The organism is Sphingomonas xinjiangensis, from assembly GCF_014199255.1.
GTDB lineage: Bacteria > Pseudomonadota > Alphaproteobacteria > Sphingomonadales > Sphingomonadaceae > Sphingomonas > Sphingomonas xinjiangensis.
In genome coordinates this window covers 43739-56187 of record NZ_JACIJF010000004.1, presented here as the reverse complement: position 1 = coordinate 56187, position 12449 = coordinate 43739, and the positions used below count along the sequence as shown (strand labels likewise).

Below are 12449 nucleotides of genomic sequence, written 5' to 3'. Positions count from 1 at the left end.
GTAGGTCGATCACAGAGATATGGCGCATTGCGGCACGATCGCGGATCTGGCGGGTTAGGGGTGCAATGCCGGAGATCGTTTTACCCACACAGCCCATTGCAACCGCGCCGCGCTTGAACGGGATGCTAGAAGACGCCTGGTCCAAAGGGTGGCTTTCACGGCCTGAACTGGCGCCCGAGGGGCTGGTCGCGGCGGCGCGCAGAAAGACGGGGCTGGCGGCGATGGGCGAGGAATCCGGCTGGCGGGACCGGTTGGGATCGCTGGTGGATGCGTTGCACGCGGAGGCGGCGCTGACACCGGTCGGACAAGTCGTCGCTTATGGGCAACTGGTGTCGGCGCTGGCCAACCGGGCACGCGCGCATGCCTTGTGGCAGCGCCACCCCGAGATCCTCGACCTGCCTGTCCCCGCGCCGGTGATCGTTCTGGGGCAGATGCGGTCGGGAAGCACGCGGATGCAGCGGATGCTCGCTTGCGATCCGCGCCTGGCGCACACGCGGTTCTTTGAAAGCTGGAACCCCTTGCCGGGCATGCGGGTGGGGCGGCTGGACGATCGGCTCCTGCGGGGGTGGATGGGCCTGCGATGCGCGCACTGGCTGAACCCGGAATTCAGCGTCATCCACCCCACCGGGACGCGCCAGCCGGACGAGGAGATCGGGCTGCACAATGTGTCGATCTTCGGGTCGGCGTTCGAGGCGCAGTGGCGGGTGCCGAGCTTTGCCGCCGCGGGAGAGGCGATGGACACGCGGCCGGTCTATGCTGAGTTCAAGCAATTGCTCCAGACGATCGCGTGGTTGCGTGGCGAGCGCGGGGAACGGCCCTGGATCCTGAAGGTGCCGCAACTGACGCAGGACCTGGCCGCGGTGCTGGAGATTTTCCCCGATGCGCGGCTGGTGTGCCTGGACCGGCCGGCGGCGGCGCTGGTCGCCTCGTCCGCATCGCTGGTGCACAGCCAGATGCGCGTGCAGTCCGACAGCGTGGACCGGCACTGGATCGGGCGCGAGTGGCTGCGCAAGATCGCGCTGCGCCAGCGAAGACTGGCGGCGGCCCGGGCGCACGCCGACGTGGCGCAGGTGGATGTCGCGTTCGACGCGATGAATGCGGATTGGCGGGGCGAGATGCACCGCGTGTACCACGCGCTCGGCATGGTTCTGACGCCCGACGTGGAACGGCGGATGGCGCGCTATGCCGCGCGGCGGGGGCACCGCAAGCTGGCGCGGCATCGCTATGCGCTGGCGGATTTCGGCTTGGACGAGGCGCAGGTTGACGCCGCGATGCGCGCCGGCGGGACGGAGCGTCTGCGGCTGGTGGCAAGCGACGCCGGCACGCCGCAGGGGCGTTCACCCGAACCGGCGCATGCACGGACGGGCATGGCGTAGCGGCGCTTGTGCTGGCTGAGGTGGTCGGGCGCCCTGCGCCTCGGATGGCGGGCAAGGACCCCGGCACAAGGCCGGGGTGACCAGGACTGGGAGTCGGCGTCCGGGCGCCGGGCCGCGTCAGTTGCCTGCGACGATCTTCTCTACGCCGGCGGCGGTGGCCGGGTGGTACGTGCCGCGCGCTTCGGCGAAGAAGCGGCGGGCGATCGGCTGGCCCCAATCTCCCTGCTTCATCAGCCCTTCGTAGATCGGGCGGATGAGCAAGCCGCGGCCGACGCTGTTCACGAAGGCGCGGATGGAAGGCAGCGCAGGATCGTAGCGGTTGGCGATGGCCAGTTCGGCCCAGGCCGAGCGGACATAGGCGTTGTTAAACTTGGATAGCCCCAAGCTCTCGTCAAGTTCCTTGAGCCGCGCGGGTGTCTGTTGCCGTGGCAGGCCGTTGAGGAAGCGCATCCACTGTTGCGTGCTCCAGCCCTGGGGCTGGACCGCGGAGATCGGACCGCCGACCTTCACCGCGGCGAGCCTGGCGTCGACTTGGGCGAGCGTGGCGGATTGGACGTGGACGGCGTTCTCGGGGAGCCCGGGCTGATAGGCCCAGCGGTCGAGCTGTAGCTGGGCCTCGAGCGCCTGGTCGCCCTTGATGAGGTTGGCGCGCAGATCGGCAAGGAAGCCGGCCGTGGTTTGTGGCTGGAAGGCGTGGCGATCGAAATAGGAGCGCAGATACCCGTCGAAGCGCGCACGGCCGACCGCCTGCTCGACGGTGCGCAGGAAGGTCGAGCCCTTGAAATAATCGAGCTGGCCGAAGGTCGCGCCGGGATCACCGTGCAGGCGGGTAGTAGGGGCTTGGGCTCCGCCGGCATCCTTGATGTCGCTCTGGAGACCGTCCCAATCGAGATCGGCATACATCGCCGCGCGCTCCTGGCCATACACCGCCTCCATGATGCGATTCTCGAAATAGGTGGTGAAGCCTTCGTTGAGCCAGCTGTCCGACCAAGTGGCGTTGGTGACGAGGTTGCCCGACCAGCTGTGCGCGAGTTCGTGGGCGACGACGTCCGTGTTGGAGCGATCGCCGGTGATGATCGTGGGGGTGAGGAAGGTGAGGGTGGGGTTCTCCATGCCCCCGAAGGGGAAGGAGGGCGGCAGGACGAGCATGTCGTAGCGGCCCCAGCGATAGGGACCGTACAGCGCCTCGGCCGCGTCGATCATCTTTTCGACGTCGCCGACTTCGTACGCGGCGGCGTCGAGCTGGCTCGGTTCGGTCCACACGCCCGAGCGGGGGCCGGTGGCCTTGAAGGCGAGATCGCCCACGGCCATTGCGATCAAATAGGGCGGCACGGGCTTGTCCATGCGGAAGCGGAAGCTGTGCATCCCCTTGCCGGCAGGCTGGCCCTTGGCGCCGTCCAGTCGCTCGCCGCTCATGACTGCGACCAAGGCGGTGGGAACGGTGATCTTCGCGTCCCAGGTCTGACGGACGCCCGGGCTGTCCTGGGTCGGGATCCAGCTGCGGTTGTTGATCGGCTGGCCTTGGCTGAACAGGTACGGCTTGTCCTTGCCGGCGGTGAGCTGGGGCGGAAGCCATTGCAGTGCGCTCGCGCCGGGCTTCGTTTCATAGCGGACGACGACGCGGCTGGCGCCGTTCAGCTGGATGGTGAGCGCTTGGCCGAGTTCGGGATCGTCCTGGCCGACCGTATAGGGAAGCGGCTTGCCGGCGGCGCTGGTAACCGCGGCGATAGCGAGATCGTCGACGTCAAGGACGATCTGCTTGGCGCTTTTTGCAGCGAGAATGTCGAGCGTAGCGGTGCCTCGCATGGTCTTCTTCGTGAAGTCGGCGGTGAGGTCGAGCGCGACATGCGTGACGCGGGCGACTTCAGGCTGGGCGTGGGTCCAGACGTCCTTAGCCTCGGGCGTGGTGAGGATCGGCGCCGGCCTAGCCTGCTGAGCGAACGCGGCGGGGGCGGTGGTGGCCAGCAGGGCGGCGAAAACGGGGAAGAGGATGCGCATGGCAGATTGCCTAAGCGGATCGTGGGTGAACGGCAACTGAGTGGAGGAAAGGAGAACCCTCCCCGTTTTGGGAAGGATTTAGAGCTCGCTTTTAATCAGCTTGATGGGGATAGGATCGGCGATGCGGGTCCAGCCGCATTTGCGCAGGACGTCATTGCTTTGAACGGCGCGGCGGCCGCGGGCGCGGTCTAGCGACCAGGTGATGTGGTAGGTGCTGCCGTCTGGGCGGTCGGTGGTGCCGTTGATGGCGACCACCAGCGCCTGGAGACCTTCGCCGTCATCGACTTCGCCGACGACCTCCCCAGCCTCGGCCGTGGGAAGCGGATCGGTCACCTTTGACTCGAGCGTCACATGGTGAGCGACAATGTCGGGCCAGATCGGCGGGAAGCGGATCAGCAGCGTCGCACGGTCGAGATCGTCGAGCAGCCAGCCGATGGTGCGGGGTTCGGACATGGCAGGTTCAACGCTCCGGTGGCGCGGCGGTTCACGCGTTTACCACGGATGTGGATGGACAGGGCGGGTGCGCGGCATCCACTTTGCCCAACGCGCGTTGATGCGGCTAGGAGGCAGGCACGATGAACGAATCCGACGCCCAACGGGCTGCAGCGATGACGGCATTGTCGCTCGACCTGGCCGAGCTTGCCGCGGAAATCGAGGCGATGCGGGCGCAGCTGCGGCGCGTGCACGCGGAACTGACTTGTGCACGGCTGGACGCGGTGGAGCGACTGTTGCCCGAGCCGCTTTGACTTAGATCCTCCCTTGCAGGAGAGGATCTTTAGCGCGGCTGTTCGTCGAGGAACGCTTCGACGTCCTTGAGGTCGACGGTCTTGTCGAGGAACACCTCACCGATGCCGCAGGCGAGCAGGAAGGGCAGCGTGCCGGCCGCCATCTTCTTATCGTGGAGCATGTGTTCGACCAACTGCGCCCCGCTGGCGGTGATGCCCGCCGCCTTGAGACCGTCGGGAAGGCCGACCGTGCGCAAATGGGCCGCGACGCGCTGCGCGTCCTCGGGCGAGCAGAGACCCTGGCGAGCAGAGAAGGCGAAGGCCAATGCAGTGCCTGCGGCAACGCCTTCGCCGTGGAGGAGCTTGGCCGAGAACTCGGTTTCAGCTTCGAGCGCGTGGCCGAAGGTATGACCTAGGTTGAGCAGCGCACGGGTGCCGCTCAGTTCGCGTTCGTCGGCCGCGACGATGCGCGCCTTGGCGGTCACCGAATGGGCTATGGCATAGGCGCGGGCCTGGGGATCGCCGGCGAGCAGCGCTGCGGCGCTCCGCTCGCACCATTCGAAAAAGGCGAAGTCGTCGATCAAGCCGTATTTCACGACCTCGGCATAGCCGGCGCGCAGTTCGCGCAAGGGCAGCGTGTCGAGCACGTGTGGGTCGATCAGCACCAGCGCGGGCTGGTGGAAGGCTCCGATCAGGTTCTTGCCGGCCCGGCTGTTGATCGCGGTCTTACCGCCGACCGACGAATCAACCTGGGCGAGTAGGGTGGTGGGGATCTGGACGAAGCGGCAGCCGCGCTTGAGGATCGCGGTAGCGAAGCCGACCAGGTCGCCGATCACGCCGCCGCCAAGGGCGATGACATGGTCGCTGCGCTCAACACCGAGTTCGAGGAGGCGGTCGGTGAGCGTCTCGAGCTGCGCCCAGCTCTTGGTGGCTTCGCCCGGAGGAAGGACGATCGCCTCGCTGGCGATGCCGGCAGCCTCCAGGCTCGATTGCAGCGTGAGAAGGTGCGCGCCGACATTCGCATCGGTGACGATGGGCATGCGCCGACCCTTGGCAAGCGGGCTTAGGACCTCGCCGGCGCGGGCGAGCAAGCCGGTTTCGATGCGAACGTCGTAGCTGCGGTCGCCGAGCGACACGGGGATCGTGGTCAAGATTCGATGGCCTTTAGAATAGCGTCGACGGTGGCTTCGTGCGGCGCGGCAATGCTGGGGATGTGGATCGGCGCGAGCGCGTAGAAAGGATTCCGCACGCGCGCCAGTTCGGTGAGGACGACCTTGGGATCCTTGCCGCGCAGCAGCGGACGGGTGTCGCGGCGCTTCACTCGGTCGGCCAGTATCTCGGGATCGGCGTCGAGCCAGATGGCGGTCGCGTGTTCCAGGATGAGCCGGCGGGTCTGTTCATTGAGGAACGCGCCGCCGCCAGTGGCGATCACCTTGGGCGTGCCGTCGATCAGCCGGGCGATAACTCGGCGTTCGCCGTCGCGGAAATGCGGTTCACCGAAGCGCTCGAAGATATCGGTGATGGTCATGCCGGCCGCGGTCTCGATCTCCACATCGGCGTCGACAAAGGGCAGGCGCATGCGCTGCGCCAGCCGGCGGCCGACCGTCGTCTTGCCCGCGCCCATCAGGCCGATCAGCACGATCGGCTTGCCCTTCCAAGGTAGGTTTCGTGCCTGCGTTTGTAACATCCTGGCGGGGGCTATACAGCGAGGGCGGGTCTCGGGCAAAAGGCCCGGCACATTCTTCCTAGCACGGACTGTTTTCATGCCGCGTTCGATCGTCATCCTCCTCGTCATCCTGGTCGTGCTGGTCGGGGGCATGTTCTTCCTGGCCGGGCGTACCGCCGAGAAGGAGCCGGTCCGCATGGAGAAGGTGGTCCCGCTTGAAAACCTCACCAAGTAAGCGGACGCGCGCCGCGACGCTGGCGGCGGTGCTGCTCGCGGGCGTGGCAGTGCCGGCGCAGGGGCAGCAGGACCGGCCGGAATCGCTGCTGCCGCCCGGATTCGACGAGCCGGTGCCAACCCCCGCACCAGCACCCTCTCCGAGTTCCGCGCCGGCGGCGCCAAGCGCTCCGCGTGCGCCCGAAATCGTTCAGCCCCTGCCGGCCGAGCCTGCGGCTTCCGGCGAATCGCCGATCGCCAATGTCGCGGCTGCCGAGGTCGAAGCGGCGGACATCGACTGGTCCAGATACGAATTGCCCGATTTCGCCAGGCATTCGCTGGCGCGCATCGGTGCGACCGCGGCAGGGAACGAGGCGTTCCCCGCGAATGCGTTCGGCGAAGCCAGCGGCAAATATCTGCAAACGCTGATGCGGCGGCTCGACGCGCCGGTCGCCTCTCGTTGGGCCTCGATCCTGCTGCGGCGCGCGCTGATGTCGCCGATTGACACGCCTGCCGGCGTCAATGGCGCCGATTTCGCGGCGGAGCGGGCATGGGTGCTGCTGCGCATGGGTGAGGCGGTGGCGGCACGCAGCGTGGTCGAGGACGTCGATACCGACAACTATACCGCGTCGCTGTACGAAATCGCGATGCAGGCGGCGATGGCCAATGGTGATCCTGCGGCGTTGTGCCCGGTGGTCGACAAGGGCGCGGCGGCGATTCCGCAGCGCGGCTGGGCGTTGGCGCGGGCGATGTGCGCGGGACTTGCCGGCAAGCCGACCGAGGCCGGGCAATTGCTGCGCCAGGCGCGCTGGGGCACCAGCCAGGGCGACATCGATTCGCTGCTCGCCGAAAAGGTGCTCGGCACCGGGGCGCAGGGGCGACGGGCCGTGACGATCGAATGGGCCGGGGTGCCGCAGCTGACGGCATGGCGCTGGGGTCTGGCGACAGCAACGCGTGTCGAAGTGCCCGCCTGGCTGTATCGCAGTGCGGGGCCGAATGTGCGATATTGGCAGGCACTGGCTCCCAATATCGATGCGGCGCAGCGGGCGCCCGCGGCCGAACTGGCGGCGACGGCGGGCGTGTTCTCCAATGCCGGGCTGGTCGACCTGTATAGCGAGATCGAGCAAGGCGGCGACGGGGCGGAGGAGATCGCGGGCGTCGCGCGCAACCTGCGCGTGGCCTATACCGCCACTAGCGCGAATGCACGGGTAAAGGCGCTGCGGGCGCTGTGGGACGAAGCGGAAACGCCGCGCACCCGTTACGCCCGCCTGATCCTGACTGCCCGGGCCGCGGCCTGGGTGCCGGCGGACGCGAAGCTGGGCGAGGCTGACCGGCTGGTCGCCTCCATGCTTTCGGCCGGGCTTGACGGCGCGGCGATGGAGTGGCGGTCGGTAGTGACGCCGGGCGGCGAGGGCTGGGCCTTGCTGACGCTGGCCGATCCTGTCGGCGTAGGCGCGGTGTCGGCGGGCGATGTCGAAGGGTTCGCCAACACGGCTTCGCGGCGCAAGGGGCAGATGCTGCTGGCCGGGCTGGCCGGGCTGGGGCGAATGCGCCCGGGCGACGCGCAGAGCGCCGCCGCCGAGTTGGACGTGGCGATCGGCGGTAGCAACGCCTGGACGCGTGCCATCGACGAGGCGGGGCAGCGCGGCGATACCGGCATGGTGGTGCTGCTGGCTGCGGTCGGCATGCAATCGCCCAACTGGGACTGGGTAACGCCCGAGGCGCTGTTCCATATTGTCGCATCATTACGGGCCGCGGGTATGGTCAATTATGCGCGGATGATCGCCGTCGAGGCGGTTACCCGGGCTTGAGCGGTTCGGATGACCGCGCGCTGATCGACCGGTTCCTGGAGATGCTGCGTGCCGAAGCCGGCGCCGCGGGCAACACGGTAGCGGCATATGGCACGGACCTGCGGCTGGCGTCGGAGGTACTGGGCGGCGGACTGAGCGTAGCGGGTCCGGCCGAGCTCGAGCGGTTGGCGGAGGAGTGGCAGGCGTTGGCGTCGTCCACCGTGGCCCGCAAGTCGGCGGCGCTACGGCGGTTCTTTGCGTTTCTGGCCGATGAAGGATTCCGCACCGATGATCCCGGGCGCGTGCTGCCGCGGCCGGGTTCGACGCGGCCGCTGCCCAAGGTGCTGAGCACCGCCGATATCGACCGTATGTTCAACGCAGTCGCCGAGCGGATGGCGCGGGTGCCTGCCGACCCGCTGGACCTTCGGCTCGCGGCGCTGGTGGAGCTGCTTTACGGATCGGGGCTGCGCGCGTCCGAGCTCGTCTCCTTGCCGCGCAACGCGGTGGCGTCCGACCGACCCTATCTGATCCTGAAGGGCAAGGGGGGGCGCGAGCGGTTGGTGCCCATTTCCGATCGGGCTCGTGCCGCCGTGGCGACGTGGCGGGCGCATGTGCCAAGCGCAAGTGCGTGGCTGTTTCCTTCGGGCAAGGGACATTTGTCGCGCGTGCGGCTGTTTCAGCTCGTGCGTGCCCTGGCAGGTGTGGCGGGCATTCCGCCCGACCGCGTCAGCCCGCACGTGCTGCGGCATGCCTTTGCCACGCACCTGCTGGAAGGCGGCGCGGACCTGCGCGCGCTTCAAGCGATGCTGGGCCACGCCGACATCGCGACCACCGAAATCTACACCCATGTCGACAGCCGCAAGCTGGTCGAACTGGTGAATGCGCGGCATCCGCTGGGCGAAGCGCTCGTTGACGCAAAGCCAGAGCGGGCATAGTGACTGGCCACGCTGTTCCGCTCAAGAACGGCCGGCCGCCCTTCGACAATCCGGAGGCGAGCGGCTAAGGGTCCTTCACAACAATTTGGAATTGCGCGCCTGATGGCAACCTTCCTCGATTTCGAGAAACCGATCGCAGAGCTGCAGAGCCGCATCGACGAGCTGCGCCGGACCGCCGAGGGTGGCGATGTCGACATCGCCGCGGAGATCGCGCCGCTGCAGGCCAAGTCCGATCGGCTGCTGCAAGATACCTATGCCGCGCTGACGCCCTGGCAGAAGACGCAGGTCGCGCGGCATCCGGAACGTCCGCATTTCAGGCATTATGTCGCCGGGCTGATCGACGACTTCATGCCATTGGGTGGCGACCGCGCCTTTGCCGATGACAATGCGATCATCGGGGGGCTGGGGCGTTTTCGCGGGCGGCGCGTGATGGTCATTGGCCATGAAAAGGGCGACGACACCGCCACCCGGCTGAAGCACAATTTCGGCATGGGGAAGCCAGAGGGTTATCGCAAGGCGATCCGGCTGATGCGGCTGGCCGACAAGTTCCGGCTACCGGTGGTGACGCTGGTGGACACGTCGGGCGCGTTCCCCGGCGTGCAGGCCGAGGAGCGCGGCCAGGCTGAGGCGATCGCGCGGTCGACCGAGCAGTGCCTGAACCTGGGCGTACCGTTGATCTCGGCGATCCTTGGCGAGGGTGGCTCGGGCGGCGCGGTGGCGTTGGCGGCGGGTAACCAGGTGCTGATGATGGAGCACGCGGTATATTCGGTGATTTCGCCTGAAGGTTGCGCGTCGATCCTGTGGCGAACCGCTGACAAGGCCGCCGATGCGGCGGAAGCGATGAAGATCACTGCCCAGCACCTGAAAGGTTTGGGCGTGATCGACCACATCGTATCGGAGCCGCTTGGGGGCGCTCATCGCGCTCCAGGCGAGGCGGTAATGGCGCTCGGCGACGCGATCGAAGCGGCGCTGGAAGATCTAGACGGTGTGTCGCCCGAGGGCTTGCGTCAGGCGCGACGTGCCAAGTTCCTGGCAATGGGGCGGGTTTGAAGAGACGCTGACTGACGATTGACTGAGCAAAGAAAAAGGCGGTGGACAGGAATGTCCGCCGCCTCTTCTATTTCAGCAGGCAAGGATACTACGATCCTCTCGAGCAGGTTAAGCGCCCTGCTTGACCTTCGAGTTCATCGTGCCGGACACGTTGCTGAAGGTAGTGGTCAGGCTGTTGCCAAGGTTACCCATAGCGGTGATGGCGGCGACGGCGATCAGTGCGGCGATCAGGCCGTACTCGATTGCGGTTGCGCCCTTGGAATTCTTAACGAAGTTGCGGATCTTCTGCATACCGGTCTCCAACGTTCAATAGAAGCTTCATATACCCGGCCTCCCCGCGAAACGCGGTTCGACGGAGCCTGTCTAGCCGGGTGCGGTAAAGATTTAGCTAATACAGTAGGTTGCGAATACGTAACCGTTATCAGCTGACCGCCTGGACCTTGTTGCTGACGTTGTTCCAAATGTCGGTCGTAACCGTGCCCAACGCCACCAGCGCAGCCATCATGGCAATCACGACGAGCGCGATGATCAGGCCGTATTCGATCGCGGTCGCAGCTTTCGTGTTTCGGGCAAGAAGGGAAAGAGTGTGAAGCAAGGCTCGCATCGGGTTCGAATTTCTTCCAGAGGGCGTGCATCGACTAGAAGAACGGGGTTACGAAGTGCTTAGCGGGCAGGATATATTGTTGGTGGTAGCGGCCGCGCTGGTCGACGGCGATGGACGCGTGCTTGTCCAGCGCAGGCCCGCCGGTAAGCCCATGGCCGGGCTGTGGGAGTTTCCAGGCGGCAAGGTTGAAGCCGGAGAACTTCCTGAATTCGCGTTGGCGCGAGAATTGGAAGAGGAACTCGGGATCTCGCTGGATCCCGGCTTGGTGAAGCCCTGCGCCTTTGCCAGTGAGACCCTCGGCACCAAGCATCTCTTGCTGCTGCTGTACACGCTGAGGAACTGGAGCGGCACACCGGCCGCGCGGCACGCAGACGCACTGCAATGGGTGTATCCTGGCGAACTGCACGCGCTGGAAATGCCGCCGGCCGATGTGCCCTTGATCGCGGCGTTGGAGAAGCTCGTCTAGCTTTGACGCGCCCCTTTGAGCGCATCGGCTAGCGAGGTGGTCGCGCTGCCCCGGCGCGCGGGCTTGGGTTGGGACGGATCGGGTGCCCAACCGGTCAAGTACACGATTTCGAACCGCTCGGCGGTGCGGCCGTCGGGATCGGCGCGCTCGGCGAATGCGGTTGCCGCGCGCCCCAAGGTTGTCCGGCTAAGCGGCTGTATATCGTGGAGCAGGTTGGTTGCGGCCATGCCGCGAAGATCGCGCAGCAGATTGGCGACACCGCCATATCGCACGGTCAGCGTCTCGACATCGGCGACGGGAAGCGTGAAGCCTGCTCTTCCCAACAGATCGCCTGCGGAGCGGACATCGATCTGCGGATGGAAGCGTGCCGCGGGGCGCTCTGTCTCTGCCGCCAGCAGTGTCGCGCGAAGCGTGGCTAGCGTGCCGGCACCCAAGAACGCGCCCAGGAACAATCCATCGGGCCGCAGGACCCGGCGTGCCAGGGCAAGCGCGCCGGGTACATCGTTGACTTGATCGAGCACCCCCGCCGATATCACCAGATCGAAGCTCGCATCGGCGAACGGCAGGCGATCCTCATCGCCCTGCACACCGCCGGCCATCGCGGCGAAGGTCGAGCCGGCATCCAAGCGCGCGGTGCGGGCGCCGGGGATCGTGAGATCGCCGGCAAAGCTCCCCAGATCGAGCACATCGCGGAAGTTGCGCTTCACCCCCTCTAGGCGCTCGACAATGCCGCCCAGCATGTGTTCGCGCACAAAGGCAAAATCCGCATACCCCCGTGCGGCCCGGTCACGGCGCAGCCGGCGGACGCCGCGAGAGAAGATTTCCGAGTCAGACACGCTCGCGCTTGTGCAGCGGGCAGTCGCTCGCGACAAGTGCTGGATGGCCCTACTTGCTCCGCTTCTCCGGCTGGTCGATATCGCGCTGCCACCGCGCTGTCCCGGCTGTGGAGAGGTGACGCGGGAAGACCATCGTTTCTGTGTCTCCTGCTGGTCGAGCCTTACCTTTCTTGGGCCGCCATGGTGCGCCGGCTGCCACATGCCGTTTGACTTCGATCGAGGACCGGGCGCCTTGTGCGCCGGGTGCATGGCAGCGCCGCCAGCGCATGACGGCGTGCGAGCGGCAGTGGCCTATGGCGACGTAGCGCGCGGCGTTGCGCTGAAGCTGAAATATGGCGGGCGGCTGGGCTGCGCGGACACGATGGCGCGCGCAATGATGCGGCTGATGCCCAGTGACGCGGACCTGCTGATACCGGTGCCGCTGCATCGCTGGCGCACCTGGAGCCGTGGCTTTAATCAGGCGGCGCTGATCGCCCGATCACTGTCGCGTGCGTCCGGCACGCCCAGCGACGTCGAGCTGCTGCGACGGGTGAAGGCAACGCCGATCCTGCGCGGGCTTGGTCCAAAAGGGCGCGCAAAGGCAGTCTCCGGCGCGTTCGCCCTGGCGCCAGATGCCCAGGCCATCCTCCGCGGCAAGACCATCGTGCTGATCGACGATGTGCACACCAGCGGCGCGACGGCGAACGCGTGTACCCGCGTGCTGAAGCGCGGCGGCGCGGCGCGGGTGATCCTTCTGTGCTGGGCGCGCGTTCTCCACGACGCCGAGGCGGATTGACAAGCGCCTGCACGC

15 protein-coding genes are annotated in these 12449 nt (G+C 66.8%); 8 read left to right on the top strand and 7 right to left on the bottom strand.

From position 1 onward, the window contains the following. Positions 1–122: 122 nt before the first annotated feature. Positions 123–1376, top strand: coding sequence for a sulfotransferase (locus tag FHT02_RS08240; RefSeq protein WP_246352296.1), 1254 nt, complete (start codon positions 123–125; stop codon positions 1374–1376). Positions 1377–1493: 117 nt separating this feature from the next. Here the strand turns inward: FHT02_RS08240 and FHT02_RS08235 are convergent, their stop codons facing one another. Next, positions 1494–3374 carry a M1 family metallopeptidase gene (locus FHT02_RS08235; protein WP_184086431.1) on the bottom strand — a complete coding sequence of 627 codons (1881 nt, stop codon included), beginning with the start codon at positions 3372–3374 and terminating at the stop codon, positions 1494–1496. 78 nt (positions 3375–3452) lie between these two features. After that, positions 3453–3827 carry a hypothetical protein gene (locus FHT02_RS08230; RefSeq protein ID WP_184086429.1) on the bottom strand — a complete coding sequence of 125 codons (375 nt, stop codon included), beginning with the start codon at positions 3825–3827 and terminating at the stop codon, positions 3453–3455. A gap of 122 nt (positions 3828–3949) precedes the next feature. Here FHT02_RS08230 and FHT02_RS08225 point away from each other — a divergent pair, with 122 nt between their 5' ends. Continuing rightward, positions 3950–4120: a hypothetical protein gene (locus FHT02_RS08225; RefSeq protein ID WP_184086428.1), complete on the top strand. Its 171-nt coding sequence runs from the start codon at positions 3950–3952 to the stop codon at positions 4118–4120. A gap of 29 nt (positions 4121–4149) precedes the next feature. On the opposite strand, the gene aroB is transcribed toward FHT02_RS08225, so the two are convergent. Together aroB and FHT02_RS08215 are read right to left on the bottom strand one after the other, a co-directional pair. Next, a complete protein-coding gene (aroB, locus tag FHT02_RS08220; protein ID WP_184086426.1) occupies positions 4150–5250 on the bottom strand; it encodes a 3-dehydroquinate synthase in 1101 nt (366 codons plus the stop codon). Next, positions 5247–5786: a shikimate kinase gene (locus FHT02_RS08215; RefSeq protein ID WP_184086424.1), complete on the bottom strand. Its 540-nt coding sequence runs from the start codon at positions 5784–5786 to the stop codon at positions 5247–5249. Before FHT02_RS08215 ends, aroB begins: the two co-directional genes overlap by 4 nt. A gap of 76 nt (positions 5787–5862) precedes the next feature. Between FHT02_RS08215 and FHT02_RS08210 the strand changes: the two genes are divergently transcribed. The 4 genes from FHT02_RS08210 (at position 5863) to FHT02_RS08195 (ending at position 9753) form a co-directional block, all read left to right on the top strand. Continuing rightward, positions 5863–6000, top strand: a complete 138-nt coding sequence (locus tag FHT02_RS08210) for a hypothetical protein (RefSeq protein WP_184086422.1) — start codon at positions 5863–5865, stop codon at positions 5998–6000. Beyond that, a complete protein-coding gene (locus FHT02_RS08205) occupies positions 5981–7789 on the top strand; it encodes a hypothetical protein (RefSeq protein ID WP_246352270.1) in 1809 nt (602 codons plus the stop codon). The genes FHT02_RS08210 and FHT02_RS08205 overlap by 20 nt, the downstream gene beginning before the upstream one ends. Then, positions 7786–8703 carry a tyrosine-type recombinase/integrase gene (locus tag FHT02_RS08200; RefSeq protein ID WP_184086421.1) on the top strand — a complete coding sequence of 306 codons (918 nt, stop codon included), beginning with the start codon at positions 7786–7788 and terminating at the stop codon, positions 8701–8703. Before FHT02_RS08205 ends, FHT02_RS08200 begins: the two co-directional genes overlap by 4 nt. A gap of 102 nt (positions 8704–8805) precedes the next feature. After that, entirely contained in the window at positions 8806–9753 is a 948-nt protein-coding gene (locus FHT02_RS08195; RefSeq protein ID WP_184086419.1) for an acetyl-CoA carboxylase carboxyltransferase subunit alpha, read from the top strand. A gap of 108 nt (positions 9754–9861) precedes the next feature. On the opposite strand, the gene FHT02_RS08190 is transcribed toward FHT02_RS08195, so the two are convergent. Next, positions 9862–10044 carry a Flp family type IVb pilin gene (locus FHT02_RS08190; RefSeq protein WP_184086417.1) on the bottom strand — a complete coding sequence of 61 codons (183 nt, stop codon included), beginning with the start codon at positions 10042–10044 and terminating at the stop codon, positions 9862–9864. A gap of 130 nt (positions 10045–10174) precedes the next feature. Further along, positions 10175–10357, bottom strand: coding sequence for a Flp family type IVb pilin (locus tag FHT02_RS08185; RefSeq protein ID WP_184086415.1), 183 nt, complete (start codon positions 10355–10357; stop codon positions 10175–10177). A 73-nt stretch (positions 10358–10430) separates the two neighbouring features. On the opposite strand from FHT02_RS08185, the gene FHT02_RS08180 reads away from it, so the two are divergent. Next, the gene (locus FHT02_RS08180; RefSeq protein WP_425506430.1) at positions 10431–10823 is read left to right on the top strand and encodes a (deoxy)nucleoside triphosphate pyrophosphohydrolase; all 393 of its coding nucleotides are present in this window, start codon (positions 10431–10433) and stop codon (positions 10821–10823) included. Here the strand turns inward: FHT02_RS08180 and FHT02_RS08175 are convergent. Then, a complete protein-coding gene (locus FHT02_RS08175) occupies positions 10820–11659 on the bottom strand; it encodes a class I SAM-dependent methyltransferase (RefSeq protein WP_343056867.1) in 840 nt (279 codons plus the stop codon). The genes FHT02_RS08180 and FHT02_RS08175 overlap by 4 nt on opposite strands. 43 nt (positions 11660–11702) lie before the next feature. Here FHT02_RS08175 and FHT02_RS08170 point away from each other — a divergent pair, with 43 nt between their 5' ends. Continuing rightward, positions 11703–12434, top strand: a complete 732-nt coding sequence (locus tag FHT02_RS08170) for a ComF family protein (RefSeq protein ID WP_246352268.1) — start codon at positions 11703–11705, stop codon at positions 12432–12434. Positions 12435–12449: the final 15 nt, after the last annotated feature.

What these genes read in the sequence shown, in the direction of transcription:
- FHT02_RS08210 (WP_184086422.1), top strand. Translation starts at nt 5,863, where the DNA reads ATGCCGCGTTCGATCGTCATCCTCCTCGTCATCCTGGTCGTGCTGGTC.
- FHT02_RS08185 (WP_184086415.1), bottom strand. Translation starts at nt 10,357, where the DNA reads ATGCGAGCCTTGCTTCACACTCTTTCCCTTCTTGCCCGAAACACGAAA.
- FHT02_RS08215 (WP_184086424.1), bottom strand. Translation starts at nt 5,786, where the DNA reads ATGTTACAAACGCAGGCACGAAACCTACCTTGGAAGGGCAAGCCGATC.
- FHT02_RS08190 (WP_184086417.1), bottom strand. Translation starts at nt 10,044, where the DNA reads ATGCAGAAGATCCGCAACTTCGTTAAGAATTCCAAGGGCGCAACCGCA.
- FHT02_RS08230 (WP_184086429.1), bottom strand. Translation starts at nt 3,827, where the DNA reads ATGTCCGAACCCCGCACCATCGGCTGGCTGCTCGACGATCTCGACCGT.
- FHT02_RS08195 (WP_184086419.1), top strand. Translation starts at nt 8,806, where the DNA reads ATGGCAACCTTCCTCGATTTCGAGAAACCGATCGCAGAGCTGCAGAGC.
- FHT02_RS08240 (WP_246352296.1), top strand. Translation starts at nt 123, where the DNA reads ATGCTAGAAGACGCCTGGTCCAAAGGGTGGCTTTCACGGCCTGAACTG.
- FHT02_RS08235 (WP_184086431.1), bottom strand. Translation starts at nt 3,374, where the DNA reads ATGCGCATCCTCTTCCCCGTTTTCGCCGCCCTGCTGGCCACCACCGCC.
- FHT02_RS08225 (WP_184086428.1), top strand. Translation starts at nt 3,950, where the DNA reads ATGAACGAATCCGACGCCCAACGGGCTGCAGCGATGACGGCATTGTCG.
- FHT02_RS08170 (WP_246352268.1), top strand. Translation starts at nt 11,703, where the DNA reads ATGGCCCTACTTGCTCCGCTTCTCCGGCTGGTCGATATCGCGCTGCCA.